18 protein-coding genes and 1 pseudogene are annotated in these 25,565 nt (G+C 71.8%); 11 read left to right on the forward strand and 8 right to left on the reverse strand.

The window, feature by feature from the left end:
- Positions 1-41: 41 nt before the first annotated feature.
- Entirely contained in the window at positions 42-1,604 is a 1,563-nt protein-coding gene (locus ABZ478_RS04825; RefSeq protein WP_359545386.1) for a tryptophan halogenase family protein, read from the reverse strand.
- A 140-nt stretch (positions 1,605-1,744) separates the two neighbouring features.
- A complete protein-coding gene (locus ABZ478_RS04830; protein ID WP_359545388.1) occupies positions 1,745-2,545 on the reverse strand; it encodes a tryptophan 2,3-dioxygenase family protein in 801 nt (266 codons plus the stop codon).
- A gap of 714 nt (positions 2,546-3,259) precedes the next feature.
- On the opposite strand from ABZ478_RS04830, the gene ABZ478_RS04835 reads away from it, so the two are divergent.
- From ABZ478_RS04835 to ABZ478_RS04870, 8 genes are all read left to right on the forward strand, one after another.
- The gene (locus ABZ478_RS04835) at positions 3,260-4,723 is read left to right on the forward strand and encodes a 4-hydroxyphenylacetate 3-hydroxylase N-terminal domain-containing protein (protein ID WP_359545390.1); all 1,464 of its coding nucleotides are present in this window, start codon (positions 3,260-3,262) and stop codon (positions 4,721-4,723) included.
- Positions 4,720-5,277 carry a flavin reductase family protein gene (locus ABZ478_RS04840; RefSeq protein ID WP_359545392.1) on the forward strand — a complete coding sequence of 186 codons (558 nt, stop codon included), beginning with the start codon at positions 4,720-4,722 and terminating at the stop codon, positions 5,275-5,277. Before ABZ478_RS04835 ends, ABZ478_RS04840 begins: the two co-directional genes overlap by 4 nt.
- Positions 5,274-5,831, forward strand: coding sequence for a 3-hydroxyanthranilate 3,4-dioxygenase (locus ABZ478_RS04845; protein WP_359545393.1), 558 nt, complete (start codon positions 5,274-5,276; stop codon positions 5,829-5,831). The genes ABZ478_RS04840 and ABZ478_RS04845 overlap by 4 nt, the downstream gene beginning before the upstream one ends.
- Positions 5,828-6,844: an amidohydrolase family protein gene (locus tag ABZ478_RS04850; protein ID WP_359545395.1), complete on the forward strand. Its 1,017-nt coding sequence runs from the start codon at positions 5,828-5,830 to the stop codon at positions 6,842-6,844. Before ABZ478_RS04845 ends, ABZ478_RS04850 begins: the two co-directional genes overlap by 4 nt.
- 58 nt (positions 6,845-6,902) lie before the next feature.
- Positions 6,903-7,364, forward strand: coding sequence for a RidA family protein (locus tag ABZ478_RS04855; protein WP_359545397.1), 462 nt, complete (start codon positions 6,903-6,905; stop codon positions 7,362-7,364).
- A 31-nt stretch (positions 7,365-7,395) separates the two neighbouring features.
- Positions 7,396-8,835, forward strand: coding sequence for an aldehyde dehydrogenase (locus tag ABZ478_RS04860; protein WP_359545399.1), 1,440 nt, complete (start codon positions 7,396-7,398; stop codon positions 8,833-8,835).
- Positions 8,836-8,998: 163 nt separating this feature from the next.
- Complete coding sequence (locus tag ABZ478_RS04865) at positions 8,999-9,772, forward strand: SDR family oxidoreductase (RefSeq protein ID WP_359545401.1); 774 nt, start codon at positions 8,999-9,001, stop codon at positions 9,770-9,772.
- Between the two features lie 25 nt (positions 9,773-9,797).
- On the forward strand, positions 9,798-11,069 hold the full coding sequence (locus tag ABZ478_RS04870) for a cation:proton antiporter (RefSeq protein WP_359545403.1): 1,272 nt from the start codon (positions 9,798-9,800) through the stop codon (positions 11,067-11,069).
- Positions 11,070-11,153: 84 nt separating this feature from the next.
- On the opposite strand, the gene ABZ478_RS04875 is transcribed toward ABZ478_RS04870, so the two are convergent.
- The 4 genes from ABZ478_RS04875 to ABZ478_RS04890 all read right to left on the reverse strand — a co-directional run bounded on the left by ABZ478_RS04875 (position 11,154) and on the right by ABZ478_RS04890 (position 19,930).
- Positions 11,154-13,802 (reverse strand): amino acid adenylation domain-containing protein, encoded by a 2,649-nt coding sequence (locus tag ABZ478_RS04875; RefSeq protein ID WP_359545404.1) that lies wholly within the window; start codon positions 13,800-13,802, stop codon positions 11,154-11,156.
- A gap of 136 nt (positions 13,803-13,938) precedes the next feature.
- Positions 13,939-14,160 carry an MbtH family protein gene (locus ABZ478_RS04880; RefSeq protein ID WP_359545406.1) on the reverse strand — a complete coding sequence of 74 codons (222 nt, stop codon included), beginning with the start codon at positions 14,158-14,160 and terminating at the stop codon, positions 13,939-13,941.
- Between the two features lies 1 nt (position 14,161).
- Positions 14,162-17,950, reverse strand: a complete 3,789-nt coding sequence (locus ABZ478_RS04885) for an amino acid adenylation domain-containing protein (RefSeq protein WP_359545408.1) — start codon at positions 17,948-17,950, stop codon at positions 14,162-14,164.
- Between the two features lie 9 nt (positions 17,951-17,959).
- The gene (locus tag ABZ478_RS04890) at positions 17,960-19,930 is read right to left on the reverse strand and encodes a carbamoyltransferase C-terminal domain-containing protein (protein ID WP_359545410.1); all 1,971 of its coding nucleotides are present in this window, start codon (positions 19,928-19,930) and stop codon (positions 17,960-17,962) included.
- Between the two features lie 789 nt (positions 19,931-20,719).
- On the opposite strand from ABZ478_RS04890, the gene ABZ478_RS04895 reads away from it, so the two are divergent.
- The 3 genes and pseudogenes from ABZ478_RS04895 (at position 20,720) to ABZ478_RS04905 (ending at position 24,153) form a co-directional block, all read left to right on the forward strand.
- Positions 20,720-20,977, forward strand: a complete 258-nt coding sequence (locus tag ABZ478_RS04895) for a hypothetical protein (RefSeq protein ID WP_359545412.1) — start codon at positions 20,720-20,722, stop codon at positions 20,975-20,977.
- A 28-nt stretch (positions 20,978-21,005) separates the two neighbouring features.
- Positions 21,006-21,596 (forward strand): hypothetical protein, encoded by a 591-nt coding sequence (locus ABZ478_RS04900; protein ID WP_359545413.1) that lies wholly within the window; start codon positions 21,006-21,008, stop codon positions 21,594-21,596.
- Positions 21,597-22,097: 501 nt separating this feature from the next.
- Positions 22,098-24,153: pseudogene (locus ABZ478_RS04905) on the forward strand (thioredoxin domain-containing protein).
- Positions 24,154-24,166: 13 nt separating this feature from the next.
- Here the strand turns inward: ABZ478_RS04905 and ABZ478_RS04910 are convergent.
- Both ABZ478_RS04910 and ABZ478_RS04915 read right to left on the reverse strand, forming a co-directional pair.
- Entirely contained in the window at positions 24,167-24,898 is a 732-nt protein-coding gene (locus ABZ478_RS04910; protein ID WP_359545415.1) for a Mut7-C RNAse domain-containing protein, read from the reverse strand.
- Between the two features lie 33 nt (positions 24,899-24,931).
- Positions 24,932-25,564, reverse strand: a complete 633-nt coding sequence (locus tag ABZ478_RS04915; RefSeq protein WP_359545417.1) for a TetR family transcriptional regulator — start codon at positions 25,562-25,564, stop codon at positions 24,932-24,934.
- Position 25,565: the final 1 nt, after the last annotated feature.

Raw genomic sequence — 25,565 nt, forward strand, 5'->3', positions numbered from 1 at the left:
GGATGGGGGGAATTGCTCTGGGCTGGGATGGGCCAGGGCGGTCAGCGCGCCTGGCGCATGTGGGCGAAGTACTCGTACTGGCTGGGCAGCTTGGCGACGAGGTCCCGCGACTCCTGGCGGATGTTCTGCATCTCCTTCGCCGCGGCGGCCGGGTCCATGGCGCCGAGGACCGGCGAGGACTGGAGCGGCACACCGCCGAGGCCCAGCAGCATGGCGTGGTACGAGTAGGGCTCGAAGCCGTGGTAGTGCGGGAAGACCGACTCGCGGTCGGGCAGCTTCGCCTGCCACAGCTCGAGCCGCTCGGCCAGACCGTCCGGCAGCGGACGGGTCTTGGTGTCCTTCCAGTACTGGTTGTCCTGGCGCCGGGCCGCGTAGTAGTGCAGGACCAGGAACTCGCGGACACCGTCCATCATCCGGGCGATGTGGTTGTTGTACGAGACGCGGAGCTGCTCGTTCCAGTTCTGGTCCGGGAAGTGCTTGACGAGCTGCTCGATGCCGTTCTGGATGAAGAAGATGCCGGTGGACTCCAGCGGCTCCACGAAGCCGGCGGTCAGGCCGATGCCGACGCAGTTGCGCACCCAGGTGTTGCGCGTGCGGCCGATGCGCATCCGGATGTGGTTGGCCTCCACACCCTCCGCCTCCGGGCCGACGAAGTCGCGCAGGGCCTGCTCGGCCTCGTCCGGGGTGATGTAGTCGCCGGCGTACACGTAGCCGGTGCCGATGCGGTCGAACAGCGGGATCGTCCAGATCCAGCCCGCGTCCTGGGCGGTCGCCGTGGTGCACGGGCGCATGCCGCGCTCGGCGGCGTCCACGGGCACGCGCAGGGCCACGGCCCGGTCGTTGGGCAGGGTGTCCTGGTAGGACAGGAACGGCTCCTCGAGCGCCTTGTTCAGCAGCATCCCGCGCCAGCCGGTGCAGTCGATGAACAGGTCGCCGTGCAGCTCGCCGTGCTCGGCGGTGTCGACGTGGCTGATCCAGCCCCGCTCGTCGAGCGCCACGTTGGTGACGTCGTCGAGGATGTGGCGCACCCCGCGGTCGGTGCCGAACTTGGTGAGGAACTTCGCCAGCAGCACCGTGTCGAAGTGGTACGCGTACGGGAACTGCGTCTGCTGCTCGCTCATGGTGCTGCGGCCGACCGGCTCCGAACCGCTGCCGAGCCGGTCCTCGCGCAGCTCGAAGATCTCGCCGCCCAGGTGGCGCGGCGAGGACTTCTGCTCGCAGAGCGCCGGGATGACGAAGCAGTCGTCGTCGAATCGGCCGGACGGGTTCTCGCGCAGCCACCAGTCGGTGATGGGAAAGCCGTCGACGACCCGGGTGCGCTCGAACGGGTGGTAGAAGTGGTGGCCGGGCTCACGCCAGTTCTCGAACCGGATGGCCAGCTTGTAGGTGGCGCTGCACTCCGGCATCCACTCGTGCTCCTGCAGGCCCAGGTACTGGAAGAAGTGGCGGACCGTGCTGAACGTCGCCTCGCCGACACCGATGGTCGGGATGTTCTTCGACTCGACCAGCGTCACGGAGACGTTCGGCCCGAAGGTCGCCTTGAGGTAGCTGGCGGTCATCCAGCCGGCGGTTCCGCCACCGACGATGACAACGTTCTTGATCATTTGGGAGACCTGCCTTTGGAGAGTCGTGCACCGAACGTGGTGGTCCGGAGGTGTACGGCGCGGTGGGGTGGGCCCCCGGCGGGTCGCGCCCGGGCCCGTCCGCGGCCCGGGCCGGCCGCCGGGTCGTTCCTGGCGGCGGCTCAGAGGTCCGCTCTGACCGCCCAGAGCTCGGGGAAGAAGCGGTGTTCGGCGGCGCGACGCAGGAAGGTGACCCCGGAGGTGCCGCCGGTGCCGGTCTTCGAGCCGAGGAGGCGTTCCACGGTCAGCAGGTGGGTCGCGCGCCAGCGGCCGAGTTCGAAGGCGACGTCCACCAGGGCCTCCGCCAGCACGTACAGGTCGGCGTGCTTCTCCTGTTCCGTGTAGACGGTCTGCCAGACGGCCACCACCTCGTCCTGCTCGGGGTACGGCAGGCTCCAGTCCCGTTCGACGCTGCTCTGCGGGACCGGCAGCCCGCGGCGCCACAGCAGGCGCAGGGCGGCGTCGTAGAGGCTCATCTCGTCCAGGGTCGCGAGGAGGTCGCGGTGGACGCGCTCGTGGCCCCGGTGCAGCTCGGCCATCCGCGGGGCCTTGTGGCCGAGTACGAACTCCATGTGCCGGTACATGTAGGACTGGAATCCCGAGCCGTCGCCGAGCGCGTCACGGAAGTCGGCGTACTCGGTCGGGCTCATCGAGCTGAGCGCCTCCCAGGTGCCGTGCAGCGAGACACAGGTCCTGCGGAGCCGGCCCAGGGTGCGCAGGGCGCCCGGAAGGTCGTCGCGTTCGAGCTGCTCCCGCGCGCGTACGGCTTCGGTGTACGCGAGTTTGAACAGCAGCTCCATCACCTGGGTGATGATCAGGAAGGACGGTTCGGTCTCGGCGCCGGTGCGGACGCGCTGCAGGGACAGCAGCGCGTCGCTGCCGACGTACCGCGCGAACGGGGTTCCCTCGGCAGCGTGTCCCACGGCGCGCGATTCGGCGGGACTTTCGTCCGTCAATGGCTGGCCATTGAGATATTCCATGGCTGACTCGAAGACCCCGTTCGTACGTGCCGGCATGTTGCGGAATTCCGCACACCGGGGCCATGCGTGATTCTTACGACCCCGTTGGACCTAGTTGGCGCTGTACAAGATGCGCTGAGTAGTTGAGAAGCGGCTGAGACCGCGAGATGCCACCTGCCACCCCCCAAGGCGGCTTATGCGATACAACCAGCGGTCCCGGGCAACGTCAAGTGTCTTTCGGGGTGTTGACGGAATGGTCCGCTCCGCATTCCTGGGTCCGCTTCCGGGAGGGAGATCGCGCGACGCCGGTTGTCGCTTTTGACTGTGATAGGCGTGCCTCGGCCATGGCGTCCCGGGTGTGCGTCGGCGTCCGCAAATGGGTCGCCGTGGGCGGTGTTTGAACGGCCGGCCGCAGGCGGTTCCGGGTGGTTCGTGCCCGAGTTGAGCCGGGGTCATGAACTTTGTGTGGCGACTGGCTCAAGATGCGTTGGTGAACAACGGGAGTAAAGCGGCCGGATCGGGCGGAACATTTCCCTCCGATCGTCCCGCGGGAGGTTGTTGAGTGATGGGCTATCACTCATTTCCCCAGCTCCCAGGGGGTGTTGGCGGTCCGAGTGCCCTCGCATGAAGATCGTCAAGGTCTAGCCACATGCTGGAACATGTGGTTTGCTCCATCGGGTGTTGAAGACTGGCAAGGAACACCTCGAGAGCCTGCGTGACGGCCGTCGTGTCTACATCGGCCGGACGCTTGTTGAAGATGTGACCACACACCCGGCTTTCGCGCGTGCGGCCCAGACGATCTCCGATCTCTACGACCTGAAGGCGGATCCCGCCAACAGTGAAGTAATGACGTATGTGGAGGACGGGGAAAGGCACAGCTCGTATTTCATGCGAGCGAGGAGCCGTGAGGATCTGGCAAAGCGATCGGCTGCTCACAAGCGGATTGCCGACCTGAGTTACGGCCTGCTCGGCCGCTCCCCGGATTACGTGGCGAGCTTCGTCACGGGCATGGCCGTATCGCCTGAAGTCTTCAATGACACGGCCGACCGTGTCGTCGCCTACTGGCGTCATATGCGCGACAACGACGTCTACGCGGCTCATGCGATCGTCGCTCCTCAGGCGGCCCGAGATCCGAAATTCTACGAGCGTGAGAACCTCCCGATTCCGACCCTCCGGGTCGTCGGCGAGGACGACGCGGGCGTGATCGTGCACGGCATGAAGATGCTGGCGACCGGGGCGGTCCTCGCCAACGAGATCTGGATCGGCAACATCCTGCCCCTGGCCCCGGAGAACGAGGCCGAGTCGATCACCATGGCCGTGCCGTGCAACGCGCCCGGCGTGTCGCTGTGGTCGCGCAAACCGCTCGGCACCGCCGCCGCCGAGGAGTTCGACGCCCCGCTGAGCCGGCGGTTCGACGAGACCGACGCCATGGTCCTCTTCGACCACGTGCACATCCCGTGGGAGCGCGTCTTCGTTCACAACGACGTGCCGCTCTCCCGCGAGCTGTACTTCCGCACCCCCGCGCACGCCTACGGCAACCACCAGTCCAACGTCCGCTTCCACTCGAAGCTGGAACTGCTGGTGGGCGTCGCGAGCCGTGTCGCGCAGTCGACGGGTGCGGACCAGGTGCCCGCCGTACGGGAGAAGCTCGGCCGGCTCGCCTCGCAGGAGGCGCTGCTGGCGGGGCTCATCGACGGCCAGCTCTGGGGCGCGGAGCCGTGGGGCGACGGCTACGTCACCTACAACCGGCGCTCCATGTACGCCGCCATGAACTGGTGCGTCGAGCACTACTCCGAGCTGATCGACGTCCTGCGCGAGCTGTGCGGCGGCGGGGTGCTGCAGTTCCCGGCCGACTGCTCCGTACTGGAGGACGACGAACTGCGGCGGACCTTCGAGGAGTTCTGGCACACCCCGCAGCTCGCGGCCGTCGAGCGGATGAAGCTGCACAAGCTGGCCTGGGACTTCGTGGGCAGCGAGTTCGCCGGCCGCCACCAGCAGTACGAGAAGTTCTACGCCGGTGCCGGGTTCATCGTGCGCGGCCACAACTACCGCGAGGCCCCATGGGACCACTTCCACGGCATCGTGGACGGACTGCTGGACTCGTACACGCACCCGTCCGACGTGCCCGGCTCCCCGTCGTGAGCGCCACGACGACCCCGGGTGTGACCATCTCCGACTTCCGGCTCGGCATGAGCCGGCTGGCCGGCGGGGTGAGCGTGATCGCCACCGGAACCGCCGCCGACCCGGCCGGCTGGCGGGGCATGACCGCGACCGCGGTGTGCTCCCTGTGCGCCGAGCCGCCCAGCCTGGTCGTCTGCCTGAACCACGCGGCCGGCACCCGGGAACGGCTCGTGCACCACGGGGCGTTCTCCGTCAACGTCCTGGCCGGCGACGACCTCGAGGTCGCTCGGATGTTCGCCGGCTTGCACGGCACCTTCGGAGCGGAACGATTCAGCAGCGGTGACTGGGCACCGGGAGCGCTGGGTGTGCCCGTGCTCGGCACCGCCCTGGCCTCCTTCGAGTGCCGGGTCGCGGAGTCCGTGGAGCACGGCACGCACGCCCTCCTCATCGGGCACATCGAGTCGATCCGCTGGGCGGACGAGACCGGGAGCGAGGCCGAGCCGCTCCTCTACTACAGCCAGCGATTCCACGGTCTCGGTACAGAGGTCGGGGTGACAGGGGGTCCCACAACATGACCGAGCAGACCGACGCCCGCCCGGGCATCGTCTCCGTCGAGCAGCTCCGCAAAGCCGGCAGCGCGGCCTTCCCCGGCGCGCTGGCCGCCAAGTCGCTCTATCCGGAGTCCGACTTCGAGGTCGTGCTGGTACGCGGCCCGAACAGCCGCAACGACTTCCACGTCAACCCGTACGACGAGCTGTTCCTCCAGGTCGAGGGCACCATCCGGGTCGACACCCGGGAGCAGGGCGGCGCACCGCGGCGCAACCTCGTGCACGAGGGCGAGCTGTTCGTCGTGCCCGCGGGCACCGCCCACTCGCCGCTGCGCCCCGAGGGCACCTGGGGCATCGTCGTCGAGGTCCGCAGGAAGCCCGGGGACACCGAGGCCGTGGAGTGGTACTGCGACCGGTGCGACGCGCTCATCGAGCGGGTGACCATGGAGTCGTCGCAGATGATCGAGTCCCTGATGCCGCTGCTCAACGAGTTCCAGGCCGCCGAGGACCGCCGCACCTGCCGGTCCTGCGGACACGTCCTCGCCCAGCCGGGCCCCTTCGTCATGGAGGGGCCGGCATGACGGATGGCGCCCGGCCCCGGCTGGTCGACTGCCATACCCACACGCTGCCCCGGCACTGGCTCGACCTCGCCGAACGCTACGGCGACGCCCGCTGGCCGGTCCGGCGCGCGGTCGACGACTGCACCGCCGACCTGTTCGTGAGCGGCAAGCACTTCCGCACGGTCCCGCACACCTGCTGGGACCCCGCGGCACGGATCGAGCAGATGGACGCCTCGGGCGTCGCGAGCCAGTGGCTGTCCGTCACCCCGGTGATGTTCAGCTACTGGGCGCCGCCCCCGCAGGCGGCGGAGATGGCCCGGCTCGTCAACGACGGCATCGCCGAGATGGTGCGGTACGCGCCGGACCGCTTCACCGGCCTGGCCACCCTGCCGATGGGCGACCCGGACCTCGCCGTCGCGGAGCTGGAGCGCGCGGTGCGCGAACTGGGCCTGCGCGGAGTGGAGATCGGCACCAACATCGCCGGCCGCGAGCTCGACGACCCGCTGCTGAAGCCGGTCTTCGAGGCCATCGCCGAACTGGACGTGCCGGTGCTGGTCCACCCCTGGGACGTACGCTCCGCGGACCGGCTGACCCGCTACAACGCCATGTACACCGTCGGCATGCCCACCGAGACCGCGTACGCGGCGCTCGCCCTGCTGCACGGCGGCGTACTGAGCGCGAACCCCGCCCTGCGGGTACTGCTCGCGCACGGGGCCGGCGCGCTCGCCTGGCTGCTGCCGCGCGTCGACCGGGGCTGGGCGACCTGGCCCGGCAAGCGGGGCGGCGCGGCCGAACCCCCGGGGACGACCGCCCGGCGGCTGTGGGCCGACTCGCTCGCCGGCGACGAGGCCAACCTGCGGCTCGTCGCGGGCCGGATCGGCTGGGACCACATCGTGCTCGGCACCGACTACCCCTTCCCGTTCGGCGAGGAGCGCCCGGGGGACGCCGTCGAACGGTCCTCGCTCGACGAGGACGTCAAGACGGCGATCCTGTCCGGCAACGCCTCCGCACTGCTGACCGCAACAGCCCGGTAACCACCGCCATGACCCGGCCCCCGCGGCCGCGACGCCCACACACGACCGAGGTTCCACATTGAGTACTGACACCGCATCGGCGGAGGCGCGCTTCGAGGAGCTGGGACTGACGTTCCCGCACGCTCCCGGGCGGACCGGAAACTTCCTGAGCACCGTGCGCGTCGGCGACCTGCTGTTCGTGTCCGGACAGGGCAGCCACGACATCCGGGGCAAGATCGGCGTCGACATCGACGAGGACACCGCCCGGCTGGCGGCCCGCGAGGCCGCGCTGCGCCTGCTCGCCCTGGTCAGGGAGGAACTGGGCTCGCTCGACCGCGTGAAGCGGATCGTGAAGCTGCTCGGATTCGTCAACTGCCAACCCGGCTTCGACCGTGGCCCGCAGGTCATCAACGGGGCCTCCGACCTGCTCGTCGAGCTGTTCGGGGAGGCGGGCCGGCACGCGCGCTCGGCCATCGGCGCGATCGCGCTGCCCCATGACTTCGCCGTGGAGATCGAGATGATCGTCCAGGTCGAGTCGTGACGGCGGCGCCCACCCACCGGAACGGCGCGTCATGACCGGGCCCGAGTGGTTCGGCCACGTCATCGGCGGCAGGACCACCGGCTCCGCCGACGGCGCCACCATGGTCTCGGTCGACCCCACCACCCGTACGGCCTGGGCCGAGGTGGCCCTGGGCTCGGCGGTGGACGTCGACCGGGCGGTCGCGTCCGCCCGTAACGCGTTCGACGAGGGCCCATGGCCCCGGATGACGCAGGCGGAGCGGTCCCGCGTCCTGCACGCCTTCGCCGACGTGCTGCTGGCCCACGCGGACGAACTGGGCCTGCTCGACACCCGCGACATGGGGCGCCCGCTCACGGCCACGCGGGACAACGACGTGGTGCGGGGCGCGGCCAACTTCCGCTTCTTCGCCGACGACGCGCGCCTCGCCGCCGACGCCTCGTTCCCGGGCCACCCCGGCCACCACATCTACACCCGCCACGAACCGGCCGGCGTGGTGGCCGCGGTCTCCCCCTGGAACTTCCCGCTGATGCAGGCCACGTGGAAGATCGCGCCGCCCCTCGCCTACGGCAACACCGTCGTCCTCAAGCCCGCCGAGCAGAGCCCCGCCTCCGCCACCCGGCTCGCCGAACTAGCCCTGGAGGCAGGTCTGCCGCCCGGCGTGCTCAACGTCGTGCACGGCCTCGGACCCGCGGGCGCGGGGGAGGCCCTGGTCTCCCACCAGGGCGTCGACCTGATCACCTTCACCGGGGAGACCCGCACCGGAGAGGCGATCATGCGATCCGCCGCCGCGGGGGTCAGGGCCGTCAGCTTCGAACTCGGCGGCAAGGGCGCCTCGGTCGTCTTCGACGACGCCGACATCGACCGGGCCGTGGCCGTCGCGGCCGACGCGGCCTTCTCCAACGCCGGCCAGATCTGCCTCGCGGGCTCCCGCGTCCTGGTCCAGCGCGGCGTGCACGACCGGGTCGTCGCGGCGCTGGTCGAGCGGGCGCAGCAGCTGCGCCTTGGCGACCCCCGCGACCCGGGGACCGACATCGGGCCGCTCGCCTCCGAGGAGCACCACGCCAAGGTCACCGGGCATCTGCGCCGGGCCGCCGAGGAGGGCGCCACACTGCTGACCGGAGGCCCCCGGGACGGCTGGTGGGTGGCCCCGACCGTGGTCGTGGGCGCCGCACCCGACGCGGCGATCTGCCGGGAGGAGGTCTTCGGACCCGTCGTCACCGTCCACCCCTTCGACACCGAGGAGGAGGCCGTACGCATCGCCAACGCGACCCCCTACGGCCTGTCCGCCATGGTGTTCACCAGCCGACTGGCACGCGCGCACCGGGTCGCCGGACGGCTGCGGGCGGGCAACGTCTGGGTCAACTGCTTCTGGGTGCGCGACCTGCGCTCACCCTTCGGCGGCTTCGGCCGTTCCGGCGTCGGCCGCGAGGGCGGCGGCCACTCCCGTGAGTTCTTCACCGAGGCGAAGACCGTGGTGATGGACGTCGGCTGACGCGGACTCCCACCGCGCCGGCCCCCGTCCTCGCCCGAGGCGCCTTCCGTACCGACCGGACGACCGGAACCGATTTCCCTTCCCCCGAGCCGACTTCCGTACCCGAACCGAGCCTTACGCACGGAATCGGCTCTTCACCTATGCCCAGGAGGTAATCAAACCCATGGACCTTGGTATCCGAGGGCGCGTCGCGATCGTCTGCGCCTCGACCGCCGGACTCGGTGAGGCCACCGCACGGGCCCTCGCCGCCGAAGGGGCCCGCGTGGTGGTCTGCGGGCGGCGCGGGGACGTCGCCAAGGAGATCGCCGCCCAGCTCCCCGAGGCGATCGGCGTCGAGATCGACCTCGTGGCGCCGGACGGGCCCGCCCGGCTGGTCGCCGCCACCGAGGAGGCCTTCGGGCCGGCCGACATCGTGGTCCTGAACAGTCCCGGACCGCCCCCCGGCGGCTCGCAGGACATCGGTGACACCGACATCGTCGCGGCGATGGAGTCCCTGGTCCTGCCCCACCAGCGGCTGGTGTCCCTGGTCCTGCCGGGCATGCGGGAACGCGGCTGGGGGCGCGTCCTGTCCCTCGCGTCGATCGGTGTCGTCACCCCGATCCCCAGCCTGGCGCTGTCCAACATCGGCCGGGCCGCCCTGGGCGGATACCTCAAGACCCTCGCGACCGAGGTCGCGGGCGACGGAGTCACGGTCAACATGCTGCTCCCCGGGCGCATCGAGACCGCGCGCACGGTCCAGATGAACACCTACCGGGCCGCCCGCGAGGGCATCGGCGTGGAGGAGTTCGCGGCGCGGGCCCAGGCGGCCATCCCGGCCCGCCGGTACGGGCAGCCGGACGAGTTCGGCGCCGTCGCGGCCTTCCTGTGCAGCGAGGCCGCCTCCTACGTCACCGGCACCGCGCTGCGGTGCGACGGCGGCGCCGTGCCCTCGCTCTGACCGACTCCCCCCCAAGAGAGGGCAGATGACCCAGAACCAAGTGGCGCTGCTGTTCTTCGACCTCGCTCTCATCCTCCTGGTGGCCCAGCTCGCGGGCCGCGCCGCCCGCGCGCTCGGACAGCCGGCGGTGCTCGGCGAGATAGTCGCCGGCATCCTCCTGGGGCCCACGCTCCTGCACGGCTCCCTGTCCGACACGCTGTTCCCGACGGACCTCCGCCCGTACCTGAGCGCCCTGGCCAACGTCGGCCTGGCCCTGTTCATGTTCGTGGTGGGCCTGGAGTTCGACTACGGGCGGCTGCGCGGCTTCGGCCGGGTGACCGGTGTCACCGCGCTCAGCGCGGCCCTGGTGCCCTTCGGGCTCGGCTCCCTGCTGGCCCTGCACCTCGCCGGCACCCACCACAGCGAGCACCACCTCGGCTTCGTGCTGTTCTTCGGCGTGGCGATGTCGATCACGGCCTTCCCGGTCCTCGCCAGGATCCTCGTGGACCGGCGGATGAACCGGACGCTGGTCGGCTCGATCGCGCTGTCCGCCGCCGCGGCGTGCGACCTGGCCGCCTGGACCATGCTGGCGATCGTCCAGGCGATGGTGGGCGGCGGCGGTTCCGCCCACTGGACGACCGCGCTGGTGGTGCCCTTCGCCGGGCTGCTCGCCTTCGTCGTCAGGCCGCTGCTGAAGCGGCTGCTCACCCATGACGGCGAGGCCGTCCCGCTGACCGTGACGCGCTTCATCACAGTGGTGGCCGGCCTGTTCGCCTCGGCGGCGGTGACCGAACTGATCGGTCTGCACTTCGTGTTCGGGGCGTTCCTGTACGGTCTGGTCGTCCCCCGGAAGGCCACCGAAAAGGCCCGTGAGGAGCTGATGCAGCACTCCCACACGGGCACCGCCTTCCTGCTGCCTGTCTACTTCGTCGTCTCCGGCTTCAAGGTCGACCTCAGCACGATGGGCTTCAGCGGACTGCTGGAACTGCTGCTGATCGTGCTCACCGCCGTCTTCGGCAAGGTCGCGGGCACCTACCTCGCCGCGCGGACCCAGGGGATGACCTCGCGGCACTCGGCGGTCCTGGCCACCCTGATGAACACCCGCGGGCTGACCGAACTCATCGTGCTCGGTGTCGGCCTGCAGATCGGGATGCTCGACAACAGCCTCTACTCGCAGATGGTCGTCATGGCGGTCGTCACGACCGGCATGGCCGGCGTCCTGCTGCGCCGGCTGGTCGGGCCCGAGGACCACAACCTGCTGGAGGAGCCCTCGGCGCCGGCGCCGCTGGCCGAAGCGGGCGACCGCACCGGTCGCTGAGCGGCCCGGGGAACGTCGAGCGCCGCCGCCCGCGTGGGGATCACCTCACGCGGGCGGCGGCGCGCCGTCCCGTCCACCCGGTTCTCACCCGGAGCGGCGCCGGACGATCGGCGGCGGCGCCGGCCGGGCCGCGCCGAGCCGCTCGGCCACGCCCGCCACCGTGGGCATGTCGTAGACCACCCGCGGCCGCAGCTCCACCGACAGCTCCCGCCGGACACGGGACACGATCTGGGTGACGTGCAGCGAATGCCCGCCCAGCTCGAAGAAGTTGTCGTCGAGACCGACCCGCTCCACGTCCAGCACGTCCGCGAAGATCTCGCACAGGGCCTTCTCCCGCACCGAGCCCGGCGCCCGGTAGGCCGTCACCGGGGCGAACCGCGGCACGGGCAGGGCCCGGCGGTCCAGCTTGCCGTTGACCGTCAGCGGAAGCTCCGCCAGCGGCACGACCGCGGCGGGCACCATGTACTCCGGCAGCCGCCGCGCGACGAAGGCCCGCACCTGCGCCGCCTCGACGCCCGCCGCCCCCGGGCGCGGCACCACGTAGCCCACCAGCCGCTTGTCGCCGGAGTCCGACTCGTGCACCACCACGGCGGCCCGCCCCACCCCGGGGTGACCGGCGAGCGCCGCCTCGACCTCGCCCAGTTCGATCCGGAAGCCCCGGAGCTTGACCTGGCCGTCCTCACGGCCCAGGAACTCCAGCACGCCCCCGGTCGTCCACCGCACCACGTCCCCGGTGCGGTACATCCGCTCGCCGGGCTCGCCGAACGGATTCGCGACGAAGCGCTCCGCCGTCGTCCCCGGGCGGCGCAGATAACCCCGCGCCAGACCGGCCCCCGCGACGTACAGCTCACCCGCCACACCCGGCGCCGTCGGCCGCAGCGCGGTGTCCAGCACGTACACCCGGGTGTCGGAGACGGGCCTGCCGATGGGCACCGTGCCCGAGGCGGTGAGGTCCGTGCCGCGCACGTCGTGCGTGGTGGTGAACGTGGTGTTCTCGGTCGGCCCGTACCCGTTCGAGAGCCGGACGCCGGGCAGCGCCGCGACGACGGCCGCGCACATCGCGGGCGACAGCACGTCGCCGCCCGCCAGCAGATGGCGCAGCCCCCGCAGGGCGGTCACGTCGGTGTCCACCACCTGGTGGAACAGGCCCGCCGTCAGCCACAGGACGGTCACCCCGTGCCCTGCGGTGAACTCCTTCAGCTCTGCCACCGACAGCACGCCCGGAGGCGCGACCGCCAGCACCGCCCCGTTGAGCAGGGCGCCCCACACCTCCAGCGTCGTGGCGTCGAAGGACGGCGAGGCGAGCTGGCCGACCACGTCACCGGCGCCGATGTCCAGGTAGCCGGTCCGGCGCACCAGCCGGTCCACGGACGCGTGCGTCACCAGCACGCCCTTGGGACGGCCGGTGGAGCCTGAGGTGTAGATGCCGTAGGCGGGGTGCGCCGGCCGCAGCCCGGCGGTGCGCTCCGCCGGGTCGAGGTCGGTGCCGGGGTGGCCGAGCAGGGCGGCCTCGGTCGGCGGGTCGTCCAGCACGACGGTGGTGGTGCCGGGGGCGCCGACCGTGCCGGTGCGCAGGGCACCGGTGGTGATCAGGCAGGCGGGACCGGCGTCGTCGAGCAGGTAGGCGATGTGCTCGGCGGGGTACGCCGGGTCCACGGGCACGTACGACCCGCCCGCCTTGACGACGGCGAGCAGGGCCACCACCAGCTCGGCGGAACGCTCCAGGGAGACCGCCACCAGGGACTCGGGGCCCACACCGTGCCCGGCGAGCAGCCGCGCCAGCCGGTTGGCGCGCGCGTTGAGTTCCCCGTACGACAGCCGGACCCGGCCGTCGACCACCGCCAGGGCGTCGGGGGTGCGCTCCGCCTGGGCCTCGAACAGCTCCGGCAGCGTCGCCGCGGGCACGTTCCTCGCGGTGTCGTTCCAGTCCACCAGCAGGCGGTGCAACTCGGCTTCGCCGAGCGGCTCGACGCGGCTCAGCGGCAGGCCGGGACGCGCCACGGCCTGGCCCAGGACCCGCACGAGACGCCGGGCGAGCGCCTCGGCCGTCGCCTCGTCGAACAGGCCGGCCGCGAAGGTGAGCAGGCCGCGCAGCCCGGCCGGCCCGCCGTCGGCCCCGAGGTGCGGCCGCAGGCGGAAGGACAGGTCGCACGGCGGGAACGCCCCGTCACTCACGGGCTGTTCGTCGGTGGTGGGGGCGTCCGCGTCCGCCGCCGTCCCGGTCGCGGCCGTCACCGGTTCCTCGACGACCAGCTCGACCTGGTACGGCGGACGGACGTCCGGCGAGTGCTCCGGCGCGAGCTCCGCCACGGCCCGCTCGAAGGCCGCGCCCCCGTACCGGGAGGCGGTCCCCGCGTCGTCGTGCAGCCTGCGCAGCGACTCGGTGAGGGAAGGGTCGCCCGAGAGGTCGGCCCGCACCACGATCCGGCCGCCCGCGGCGGTTCGGCCGCCGAGCGGGATGTCGGTTCCCGCGCCCAGGCGGGACAGCAGCGCGGCGAGCGCGGCCCGCAGCACCGTCACCGGGGCCACGCCCTCGGCGGCGGCCAGTTCCCCGACCCGGGCGTGCAGCTCCGCCCCGACGTCCAGCGCGACGCGCGCGGTGCGCGGGTCCGGGGTGCGCGGCCGGGGCCGGTCGAACGGCAGGGCCAGTTCCCGCGGCGCGTCCGCCAGTACCCGCCTCCAGTGGGCCGGTCCGCCGTTGTCGTCCGCGACCTCGGTCGTGATCGCCGTCATACCGTCTCTCCCCCGGCCACCGCTGCGGCCCCCGTCGGTGTCTGTGTCGGCCGACGGGCCGGCCGCACGACGCGATGGCGTGTGCCACGCGGCGTGCGGCCGGCCCGGGCCTGTTCCGTGAGACGCACCCGCCGGCTCAGCCGGCCGGGTCGGCGTCCGTCGCCAGAGCGAGGCTGCGCGGACGCATGTCCGTCCAGTCCTGCTCGATCAGCGCCAGGCAGGCCTGACGGCCGTCCGGGCCGTGCACGGCGGTCCAGCCGGCCGGCACCTCGATGGACTCGGGCCACAGCGAGTACTGGCCCTCCTCGTTGCGCAGCACGAAGAACACGCCGGCCTCGTCGTCGAACGGATTGGTCATGTCATGCCTCCTGGCGTGAGTGGGTGAGAAGTCCGGCGAGCGCCGCGGGAGTCGGCTGCTGGAACAGCGCGCCGAGGGTGATCTGCGCACCGAGCCGCTCGCCGATGAGGTTCAGCAGGCGCAGCGCCAGCAGCGAGTGCCCGCCCAGGTCGAAGAATGCGTCGTCGGGCCCGACCGCCTCCTGTCCGAGCACCTCGGCGAAGAGAGCGCACAGGGCCTCCTCGGCGGGCCCCGACGGGGCCCGGCCCGACGACGGCCCGGCATCCGGCACGGGCAGCGCCCGTACGTCGGCCTTGCCGTTCGGCGACAGCGGCAGGCTGTCCAGCACGAGGACCCCGGACGGCACCATGTACTCCGGCAGCCGGGCCCGTACGAACTCGCGCAGCTCGCGCGCCAGCAGCTCGGCGCGCCTGGCACCCAGCGGATCGTTCGCCAGGTCCCGGCCGAGGCCCGGGCGCCCGGACCCGTCCGCCGTCGCCGGTCCGGGGCCGGCCGTGACGACCACGTCGAAGGCGCCGTCGCCCTGGACCAGCTCCACCGCGGCGGCCCTGGGCCACCGGGCGGCGAGTTGCGTGAAGTAACGCGGTACGACGCCGAGTTCGCCGTCCGCCGGCTTCTCCGGTATGTCCGTCACGACGAGGACACCGCCGTCGCGGAGCGCACCCAGCGCCTGACCGACGACGTCGTCCGCGTAGGCCAGCGACGGGCAGTGCCGGAGCACGGAGTCGATCACGACCGCCCCGAAGGACCCGTCGCGGAAACCGCGGAAGTCCGGCGCCTCCCGGTGCAGCAGCGTCGGCCGGGTTCCGCCGGCGAGGTCCGGTGCGGACCGCAGCAGGTCGATCGCCGACGAGGAGAAGTCGGTCGCCACGTACTGGCCGCACGAGGGCGACAGCGCCCGCAGCAGCGCGCCGCCGCCGCAGCCGATCTCCAGCAGCCGGTCCGGGCGCAGCGGCGCGATCCGGTCCAGGGCGGTCCGGTTCGCCGGCCGGCCGGCCGTGCCGTCCCGGTGGGCCTCGTCGAAGAACCGCTGCCGTTCGGCGACGTGCTCGGCGGCCGCCGACGGGTCACCCGCCGCCCACTCGGCCCGCGCCTGTTCGGCGGGGGCGACGTAGGCGTACATGCGGTGGTCACCGTGCCCGTCCTCGCGGACCGTGACGGCGGCCTGCCCGACCGCGGGGTGCTCGGCGAGCGTTGCCTCCACCTCTCCGAGCTCCACCCGGAAACCGCGGAGTTTGACCTGGTCGTCGAGCCGGCCGAGGAACTCGATGTTCCCGTCCGGCAGGAAGCGGGCCAGGTCGCCGGTCCGGTAGAGCCGCGAGCCGTCGGCGGCGAACGGGTCGGCGACGAACCGCGACGCGGTGAGCTCCGGGCGGCCGAGGTAGCCGCGGGCCACGTTGGTACCGCCGACGTAGATCTCACCGGCGACCCCGACCGGCACCGGGCGCAGCAGGGCGTCCAGCACGTACAGCCGCGTGTTGTCGACGGGCCGGCCGATCGGCAGCGCGGCGGTGACGTCACCGGCGCAGCGGAAGAAGGAGGCGTTGACCGTGGTCTCGGTGGGTCCGAAGACGTTGAACAGCTTCCGCCCCTTCGACCACCGGTTCACGACGGCCGGGGTGGCGGCCTCGCCGCCGATGAGGATGGTCTCCAGGCGTGGCAGCTCGGTCTCCGACAGCGTCGCCAGCACCGACGGCACGAGCGCGACCTGCGTGATCTCCCGTTCGGCGAGCAGGGCGGAGAGTTCCCCGCCGAGCAGGTGCCGGGGCGCGAGCACCAGTTCGCCGCCGCTGATCCAGGTGATCCAGATCTCCGACACCGAGGCGTCGAAGCAGATCGACGCCACCTGCAGCACGCGGGAGTGCGGACCGAGCCCGAACTCCCGGCTCTGGAAGCGGATCATGCTGGTCACACCCCGGTGCGGGACCTCCACGCCCTTCGGGCGGCCGGTCGAACCCGAGGTGTAGATGACGTAGGCGAGGCTGTCCGGGTGCGTGCCCGGACCGAGATCGTGCGCCGGCCAGGCCCGGTCCGCGTCCGCGTCGAGGTGGACGACCTCGGCGTCACCGGCGCCGACGTCGAGTCCGCGCTGCACGACCACGAACGGGCAGCGGGCGTCCGCCAGCATGTAGGCGATCCGCTCGGCCGGGTACTCCGGGTCGAGCGGCAGATAGGCGCCGCCGGCCTTCAGGACGGCGAGCATGCCCACCATCAGGTCCAGCCCGCGCTCCGCGCACAGCCCGACGACCACCTCGGGGCCGACACCGGCCGAGCGCAGCCGCCGGGCGAACCGGTTGGCCCGCGCGTTCAGCTCCGCGTACGTCAGCGCGGCGTCCCCGTACGACACCGCGACCGCCCGCGGGGTCCGCGCGGCCTGCTCCTCGAAGAGCCGCACCACGGTCAGGTCCGGGAACTCCCGTTCCGTGCCGTTCCATTCGACGAGCTGACGGCGGGCCTCCTCGCCGGTGAGGAGCGGCAGCTCCGACAGCCGGAGACCGGCGCCCACCCGCTCCAGGAGATGGACGAAGTGCCGTGCGAACCGCTCCATGGTCGAGTGGTCGAACAGGTCGGCCGCGTAGACGAGTTCGCCCGAGAGCCCGTCGGAGGTCTCCCAGCAGCACATCTCCACGTCGAGGTGGATGGTGGCCCCGTGGTCGCCGAACGGCGCGGCCTCCAGGCCCGGGAGATCGAGTGAGCGGCCGGTGTGCTTCTCCTGGAGGAGCTGGAAGCCGATCTGGGTCAGCGGGTTCCGGCTGGTGTCCCGCGCCGGGTGGAGTTCCTCCACCAGCCGCTCGAACGGCAGGTCCTGGTGGTCGAAGGCGTCGAGCGACACCGCCCGCACCCGCTCCACCAGCTCGCCGAACGTCGGATCGCCCGAGCAGTCCACCCGCGCCACGAGGTTGTTGACGAAGAAGCCGACGAGATCCTCGAGTTCGGCCTGGTCCCGGCCCGCGACCGGCACGCCGACCACGATGTCGGTGCCGCCGGTGTACCCGGCCAGCACGGCGTCGAACGCGGCCAGCAGCACCATGAACAGCGTGGCGTGGCGCTCCGTGCCGATCGCCCGCAGCCGGTGCGCCACCTCGGCGGGCACCTCGAACGGCACCACCCCGGCGGTGTGGCTGGGCATCGGGGGCCGCGCGCGGTCGGCGGGCAGCTCCAGCACGGCGGGCATGCCGAGCAGGCGCTCCCGCCAGTGCTCCAGCCGCTCGGCCAGCACCTCACCGGACAGATAGGACCGCTGCCAGTCCGCGTAGTCCGCGTACTGGATCTCCAGCGGCGGCAGCGGGGAGGGCCGGCCCGAGCCGAACGCGCGGTAGAGCGCGCTCAGCTCGGACTGCAGGACGCCCAGCGACCAGCCGTCGCCGGCGATGTGGTGCAGGGTCACCAGCAGTACGTGGTCGGCCTCGGCGAGGCGCACCAGGCGTACCCGCAGCACCCTGCCCTTCGCCAGGTCGAAGGGCTCGCGCGCCTCGTCGGCCGCCAGCCGGTGGGCCTCCGCGACCGGGTCCTCCGCCCGCCCGGCGTCCTCCACGTCCAGGGTCACCGCGTACGGCGGGTCGATCACCTGGCGCGGTGCTCCGCCGTCGTCCGTGAACCTGGTCCGCAGGGCCTCGTGGCGGGCCACGATCTCGGTGAACGCGCGCTCCAGCGCGCGCACGTCGAGCGGTCCGGTCAGCCGGTGCGCGAACGCGAGGTTGTAGAAGGGGTTGCCGGGCATGAGCCGGTCGAAGAACCAGAGCCGCTGCTGTGCGAAGGACAGCGGCCCGGCCACGGAGAGATCACCCATCGGTTCGGCTCACCCCCCGGAGGTGTCCGGCGAGTACTGCGGCAGCGGGAACACCGGGCGACTCGCCTGCGGCAGCCCGGCCCAGCGCAGCAGCCCGTGCCGCCGCATGTCCAGGGCGAAGTCGACCAGTTCCTCGACGTCCGCGCCCAGTTCGTCGGCGATCCGCCGCATGGAACGGGTGCCGTCCGCGAGGCCGAGGACGCCCTCCCACTCGGGCCTGACCGTCACCGCCGCGCGCTGCTCACCGGTGGCGGGCAGCCCGACGGAGCCGCGGGAGCCGGCCGCCTGGAGCCGCTCGGGACGCAGCTCGGTGAGGTCCGGCGCGGTGACCTCGAGACCGCCGATGAACAGCCGGTCGAGCCGCGAGCCGTACAGGCAGTCCATCGCCTCGTCGGGGTGCTCCACGATCGGCATGCCCCGCAGGTTGAACGAGGTGTTGAGGACCATCGGCAGGCCGGTCCGGTCCTCGAAGGCCTCGATCAGCGCGCGGAACGCCCCCGGGTTGTCCTCGGCGACGGTCTGCACGCGGCAGGTGCCGTCGACGTGCACGACCTCGCTCACGAGCTCCCGCTGCGCCTCGAGGACCGGGCACACCATGAGCATGAACGGGCTCTCGGCGGCGGGCATGTCGAACCACTTGCCGGCGCGCTCGGCGAGCACGGAGCCGGCGAAGGGGCGGAACCCCTCGCGGAACTTGACCCGGGCGTTCAGCCGGTCCTTCATCCCGGGCATGCCCGGGTGGCACAGGATCGACCGGGCGCCGAGCGATCGCGGACCGAACTCGGCCCGGTCCTGGAACCAGCCGATGATGTCGCCCCGGGCGATCGCGTCGGCGGCGGCGGAGGCGATCGCCTCGGTGCCCTCGTGCGTACGGGTCTCCAGGCCCCAGCGGTCCGCCACGGCCTGGATGTCGGTGCCGGTCACCCGCGGCGGGCCGAGGTAGACGTGCCGCATCGGCGGGGTGGCCCGGGCGGGCAGCCCCATCAGGTTGTGGTAGGCGTAGAGCGCCGCGCCGGCCGCGTTGCCGTCGTCGGTCGCCGCCGGGAAGACGAACATCCGCTCGACGTCGGTCTCGCGCATGATGCGCGTGTTCAGGCTCGAGTTCAGGAACGAGCCGCCGCACGTCACCAGCGAGCGGGTGCCGCCGATCGCCAGCACATGCCGGGTCACGTGCAGCACGGCCTCCTCGAACTCCGCCTGGAGCTGGGCCGCGAGGTCGAAGTGGAACTGCTCGTAGGGCGCCCGGGGCGGACGCGGGACCAGCCGGAGCTCGTCGCCCTCGCGGACGGCGACGCCGAGTTCGACGAGGGACTCGGCGGCCCGGTCGAAGCGCAGTCCGCCGTCGGGCGCGAGCTCGTAGAACATGGTGTCGTCGCTGAGCCGCTTGCCGTACGAGGCGAGGCCCATCGTCTTGCCCGCGTCGTCGTACGTGGTGCCGGCCTCGCGGAAGCCCAGCGCGAGCGTGACCACGCGGTAGATCTCACCGACGCCGGACAGTGCCGCGGGGGTCCAGACCTCGCCGTCGCGGCGGTAGCCGGCGATGCGGTCGGCGTCCCGCACGACACGCAGCAGGATCTCGGGCGTCCGCCCGGTGCGGAAGGTGAACGCCGTCTCCCGTTCGCGGCCGCCGCCGGCGATCCGGGAGCCGTAGGAGTCCATGACCAGGGCCGCGGCCTCGTCGTAGCCCGACGAGTAGAAGGCGGCGCTGGCGTGGGCCAGGTGGTGGCCGGGGTGCGGCAGGGCGAGGCAACGTTCCTGCGGGGCGACCAGCCCCAGCACACCGAGCAGCTTGGCCTCGTCCCGCTGGTCGCGGGACTCGGTCGAGGTCGCGATCCAGCCGTCGATCTCGCCGGCGGTGAGACCCGCGACGGAGAGGATCTCGTTGGTCAGATCGGACATGGCTGCCGCATAGGCGTGCAACGGGACGGTGCCGCGCTTGACGCGGGTGGTGCGCTCGAGGGCCAGCGCGAAGCGAATCACACCGTCTTCCACCAAGCACACACTGCTGTCATGGCTCAGATTGAAGCCAATAACGCGCGTAGAAATAGCTACCCCCAAGGAAACGGTGCAATAGCATCAGAGCGTCGGAGCATCAAGGGCATTCCCGTCCGGGCGGAACACCGTCGGAAGAATCTCTAATGCAGTCTCGGACATTGAGACGACCACGAACTCGCCTGAGCGTAGTCCAAAGTGACCCCCTGTCAACCATGAATGTTGCCGCATTTGGCGGTCGTATGTCTGATTCGTCGGGGTGTGGCTCGGCCGGACTCCGCGATCCCATCCGGCTTGATTTGGTTGACAGTTGCCGTCTCACCATGCAAGATCAAGTCACTGGATCTGCAAGCAGGCGACACGGGGGTGGCCGGCGCGACCATACGGGGAAATGCGGACATGTGAGGTCTGCATTACATCTGTCTTCACATGCGAGTTCGCCGGCCCGGGCGCCCGGGTCCATTTCGAGTTTCCCTTTTCCGGTAGGTCTCCGTTTCGCTCGCCCGGTGCGGCGGAAAATCTCCTTCCCGGTATCCGTATCTTCTCCGGCGCACCGTCGATCCGGTGGATCGACGGGCGTGGGGAGAAGGGGCGATTCGACCGGTACGCCGCGGCGGACGACGCCCGAACGCAAGACCGCGGGACGGGGGGCGTGCGGGAACCCGGCGCGACGACGACGGCCTGTCGACGAGCTCGGCAGGCTCGGCGGGACCGACTCCCGGATCCTGGGTGCCCCGGAGGCGCCGCGGGTGTCCTCCCGGCCGCAGGGGCCGACTCTTGGCGGTGGAGCCGTACCGCCACGTTCCGGGAGCTCCGCTGGACCGCCCCGTCGTCGCCCTCACCGGAGACGACGACCCCCAGGTGACGCTCGACGAGGCGAAGGCCTGGAGCGAGCACACGGTCGGCGGCTTCCCGCCCGAGGTGTACGAGGGCGGCCACTTCCACCCCGACTCTCATGCGGCGGCGGTGACGGCGGCGATCTCGGCGGGCATCGCGGAGCCGCCGTCGGCCGGCCCGCCCGCGGGGGACCGGTGACGGACGGCACCCGCGAACCGGCCCCGGCGTGGTCGAGCGGGCACCGGCCGGTGTGCGCGGCACGATCACCGGGCGCAAATCCACCAGGGGCACAAAACCGCTCAGCCCGCGAATTCGGCAGAGACATGGGGTTCGTTCGGCCGCAATGGTTTTGGCGGAAAATTCCAAGCTCGACAGCGTTGTGGCGCTTGCTTGTATTCCAGTCGGTCAAGTTCCCGCCGATCGACATACGAAGGTGTTCATGGCCGCGCCTCCAGCGTTGCCGAATTTCAGGCGGCCGCCAGTTCTTGCCGTTCTGCTGGTGCGTTCGCTGCTGATTCGGCTGGGCCGCACCGTCCTCGGCACCACCCTGGAGACCCTTGCCTACCCGGTCCCCGGACCGGCCGTCGGCCCGGCCGACGCAGGCGACGCCTGCCGGTGGCTGCTCGCCGCCCGGGCCGCGAGGGGGCCGGCGCCGCACTGGTCATGCCCGCCGGGCAACCGCAAACGCCATTTCTTCGGCATCCACCGGTGCGGCGGCGGAATAATTCGCCAAGGGAGTAATGGCTTGATTCTTCAGGGAGCTCTGACTGCATGTGCGGCCCGAACCGAAGGAGACCCCTGTTGCCAAAATCAATGATCCCGCTGTGTGCGGTCGCACCGGAGCAGGATTTCGCGTCCTCCTTGTACGAGGTGCTCACCGAGCGGATTTCCGAGGCGCGAGTACAGCGAGCGAGTGTGCTGAAGGCCCCTGCGGAAAGCGCCGGTGAGGCATACGGAAGAGAGATCGCCACCGAGGGGCCGGCCAGGGAGATCGGCCGGCTGGAGGGTGCCGGGAAGGGACTGGTCCCGCCTGGTCGACGGCCCGCCCGAGCGGACGTACGGGCACGTCGTCGTCGACGAGGCGCAGGAACCGACCGCCATGCAGTGGCGGATGATCGTCCGCCGCTGCGCCCCCGCGGCTCGAACCGCACACCTGACCGTCCGCTGCCGCACGAGTCACCGTCCAGCCCGCCTGACGGCTCGGCGCCCGCGTCGTCGCCGCGGGCGCATGGACGCCCGTGGTCACTTCTCGTGTGCACCGGATTACCCGTGGATCCGGCCCTCGATTGCAGGGCCGGACGCTCCGGATCGTGCGACGATGCCAGACATGAATCGACTGGCTCACTCCCAGTCGCCGTATCTCCTCCAGCACGCCGGCAATCCAGTGGATTGGTGGCCATGGGGAGAGGAGGCGATGCAAGAGGCCAAGAGGCGCGACGTTCCCATCCTTCTTTCGGTGGGTTACTCGTCGTGCCACTTAGCCGGCTGATCACTGGTGCCATGTCATGGCCGGTGAATCGTTCGAGGACCAGGCCACGGCCGACTACCTCAACGAGCACTACGTCAGCATCAAGGTCGACCGCGAGGAACGCCCCGACGTCGACGCCGTATACATGGAGGCCGTGCAGGCGGCCACCGGTCAGGGCGGCTGGCCCATGACCGTGTTCCTCACCCCGGACGCCGCGCCCTTCTACTTCGGCACCTACTTCCCGCCCGAGCCCCGGCACGGCATGCCCTCCTTCCGGCAGGTGCTGGAGGGCGTCCAGCAGGCCTGGGCCGACCGGCGGGGCGAGGTGGCCGAGGTCGCCGGCAAGATCGTGCGGGACCTCTCCCAGCGGGAGCTGGGCCACCAGGCCACCGAGCCGCCCGGAGAGCAGGAACTCGCCCAGGCGCTGCTCGCGCTCACCCGGGAGTACGACCCGCAGCGCGGCGGATTCGGCGGGGCGCCGAAGTTCCCGCCGTCGATGGTGCTGGAGTTCCTGCTGCGGCACCACGCGCGCACCGGCGCCGAGGGCGCCCTGCAGATGGCGTCCGACACCTGTGAGCGGATGGCCCGGGGCGGGATCTATGACCAGCTCGGCGGTGGCTTCGCCCGCTACTCCGTCGACCGCGACTGGGTCGTGCCCCACTTCGAGAAGATGCTGTACGACAACGCCCTGCTGTGCCGGGTGTACGCGCACCTGTGGCGGGCGACCGGCTCCGAGCTCGCCCGGCGGGTCGCACTGGAGACCGCCGACTTCATGGTCCGCGAACTGGGCACCGGAGAGGGCGGGTTCGCCTCGGCCCTCGACGCGGACAGCGACGACGGCACGGGGCGCCATGTGGAGGGTGCCTACTACGTCTGGACGCCGCAGGAGCTGCACGAGGCCCTCGGCGAGGAGGCCGAACTCGCCGCCCAGTACTTCGGGGTGACGGCCGAGGGCACCTTCGAGCACGGCCGGTCGGTGCTGCAACTGCCGCAGACCGAGGGCGTCTTCGACGCGGAGCAGGTGGCGTCCGTCAAGGAGCGCCTGCTGGCCCGGCGGGCGCTGCGCCCCGCCCCCGGCCGGGACGACAAGGTCGTCGCCGCCTGGAACGGGCTCGCGATCGCCGCGCTCGCCGAGACCGGCGCCTACTTCCACCGGCCGGACCTCGTCCGGGCCGCCGTCGCGGCCGCCGATCTCCTGGTCCGGGTGCACCTGGACGAGCACGCCCACCTCGCCCGGACCAGCCGGGACGGCCTCGTGGGGCCCAACGCCGGGGTGCTGGAGGACTACGCCGACGTCGCCGAGGGCTTCCTCGCGCTCGCGTCCGTGACCGGGGAGGGCGTGTGGCTGGACTTCGCCGGACTGCTCCTCGACCAGGTACCGGTCCGTTTCGGCGACCCCGAGGGCGGCGCCCTGTACGACACCGCCGCCGACGCCGAGCAGCTCATCCGCCGGCCGCAGGACCCCACCGACAACGCCACCCCCTCCGGGTGGAGCGCCGCGGCGGGTGCCCTGCTGAGCTACGCCGCCCACACGGGCTCCGAGGCCCACCGCACCGCGGCCGAGGGGGCGCTCGGTGTCGTGAAGGCGCTGGGACCGCGGGTGCCCCGGTTCATCGGCTGGGGTCTCGCCGTCGCCGAAGCGCTGCTCGACGGGCCACGGGAAGTGGCGGTGGTCGGCCCTTCGCTCACCGACGAGGAGACAACGGCCCTGCACCGCACGGCACTTCTCGGCACCGCGCCGGGCGCGGTGGTCGCGGCCGGGATCCCCGGCGGCGAGGAGTTCCCGCTGCTCGCCGACCGTCCGCTCGTGGACGGCCGGCCGGCGGCCTACGTCTGCCGGAACTTCACCTGCGACGCCCCGACGACGGATGCGGAGCGGCTGGGCCGGGCGCTGAACACCACCTGAGCGGCGGGAGGCGTCAGCCCCGCCCGCTGAACTGCGCCAGGGCGCGCTCCACGATGGCCTCGAGCTGGTCGTGGTGCGCGCCCTTCCAGTAGGCACGGCCGCAGTCGCCGCAGCGGGCGAACACGTCGTAGGTGTGCCGGGTGCCGTGCTCGAGCTGGTCGGCGACCTCCTCCTTGGTGGCCTCCGCCAGCAGGCCGTTGCAGGCGGTGCAGCGGGTCCAGGGGCGCAGCTCGGGGGCGAAGCGCTCGAGGACGTCGCGGAGCTGGTCCTCGGGGCGGGTGCTGTAGACGTACGCTCCGGCCCACAGCTCGCGGCGGCGCAGCAGGCCCCGGTCCCGGCTGAGCATGACGCGCTTCTCGACGGCCGAACGAGCGGCCAGCGCCGGGTCGCCGATGTCGGTCGACTCGTACGCCGTGTCCACGCCGAGCAGGCGCAGCCGGCGGGCCAGAGTGCCGAGGTGCACGTCGAGGAGGAAGCGGAGCGGGGCGCCGGGGACCCGCTGGGGGCGTACGACGGAGCGGACCTCCACCGAGTCGCCCGCGACGGGGACGTACGAGGTGGGCACCTCACGGCCGTCGACCCACAGGGCTCCGACCTCGGTCAGCGGGACGCCCGCCGACTCGACGACGTGGCCGAGGGTCGAGACGCCGTCGGTGGTGAGGGCGGTGGGCCCACGGCGCCGTCCGCTCGGGACGAACAGGGCCAGGCCGGGGGCGAACTCGACGTGGATCTCGGGACCGTTCACCCGGCCAGGATGACACGCCGCGGGGCGCCGGGCTCAGGGATTTCCGGTGGGCAGACCGTGCTCCAGGACGTCCAGGGCCCGCCGCACCAGGTCGCGCAGATCGCCCTCGAAGTCGTTCTCCGCCCAGGCCATGTAGACCTCCATCATGCCGCCCACCAGGGACATCGCGTAGACGCGCACTTCCAGGGCGTCCGGGTCGAGCCCGGCCCGTTCGGCGAGGGCGCCGCGCAGCAGGCGACCGGTCTCCGACATGCTCTCCACCATCCGGGAGCGGACGGCGGGGATCTGGACGCCGAGGTGCGCCCGCATCCGCAGCACCTCGGCGTCCTCCCGGTCCATCGCGTCGATGGCCTTGTCCATCACGTACCGCAGCGAGTCCATCCACGACTCGCCGGCCGGCCGGGAGCGCAACTCCTGCACCATCAGCGGGTCGTACTCGTCCGTGAGGACGATGTCCTCCTTGGTCGGGAAGTACCGGAAGACGGTCGACGGCGACACCTCGGCCCGCTCGGCGATCTGCTCGATCGTCGTGGCGTCGTACCCCTGTTCCTGGACCAGCGCGTACGTGGCGGAGCGGATCGCCTCGCGGGTCTTGATCTTCTTGCGTTCACGCAGGCCCAGCCGGGGGCGGTCGGCGGGGGAGAGGGGGGAGGGTGCTGCCGTCATG

Source organism: Streptomyces sp. NPDC005706 (assembly GCF_040631045.1).
Classification (GTDB): domain Bacteria; phylum Actinomycetota; class Actinomycetes; order Streptomycetales; family Streptomycetaceae; genus Streptomyces.

What these genes read in the sequence shown, in the direction of transcription:
- ABZ478_RS04870 (WP_359545403.1), top strand. Translation starts at nt 9,798, where the DNA reads ATGACCCAGAACCAAGTGGCGCTGCTGTTCTTCGACCTCGCTCTCATC.
- ABZ478_RS04915 (WP_359545417.1), bottom strand. Translation starts at nt 25,564, where the DNA reads ATGACGGCAGCACCCTCCCCCCTCTCCCCCGCCGACCGCCCCCGGCTG.
- ABZ478_RS04845 (WP_359545393.1), top strand. Translation starts at nt 5,274, where the DNA reads ATGACCGAGCAGACCGACGCCCGCCCGGGCATCGTCTCCGTCGAGCAG.
- ABZ478_RS04850 (WP_359545395.1), top strand. Translation starts at nt 5,828, where the DNA reads ATGACGGATGGCGCCCGGCCCCGGCTGGTCGACTGCCATACCCACACG.
- ABZ478_RS04825 (WP_359545386.1), bottom strand. Translation starts at nt 1,604, where the DNA reads ATGATCAAGAACGTTGTCATCGTCGGTGGCGGAACCGCCGGCTGGATG.
- ABZ478_RS04880 (WP_359545406.1), bottom strand. Translation starts at nt 14,160, where the DNA reads ATGACCAATCCGTTCGACGACGAGGCCGGCGTGTTCTTCGTGCTGCGC.
- ABZ478_RS04860 (WP_359545399.1), top strand. Translation starts at nt 7,396, where the DNA reads ATGACCGGGCCCGAGTGGTTCGGCCACGTCATCGGCGGCAGGACCACC.
- ABZ478_RS04875 (WP_359545404.1), bottom strand. Translation starts at nt 13,802, where the DNA reads ATGACGGCGATCACGACCGAGGTCGCGGACGACAACGGCGGACCGGCC.
- ABZ478_RS04865 (WP_359545401.1), top strand. Translation starts at nt 8,999, where the DNA reads ATGGACCTTGGTATCCGAGGGCGCGTCGCGATCGTCTGCGCCTCGACC.
- ABZ478_RS04885 (WP_359545408.1), bottom strand. Translation starts at nt 17,950, where the DNA reads ATGGGTGATCTCTCCGTGGCCGGGCCGCTGTCCTTCGCACAGCAGCGG.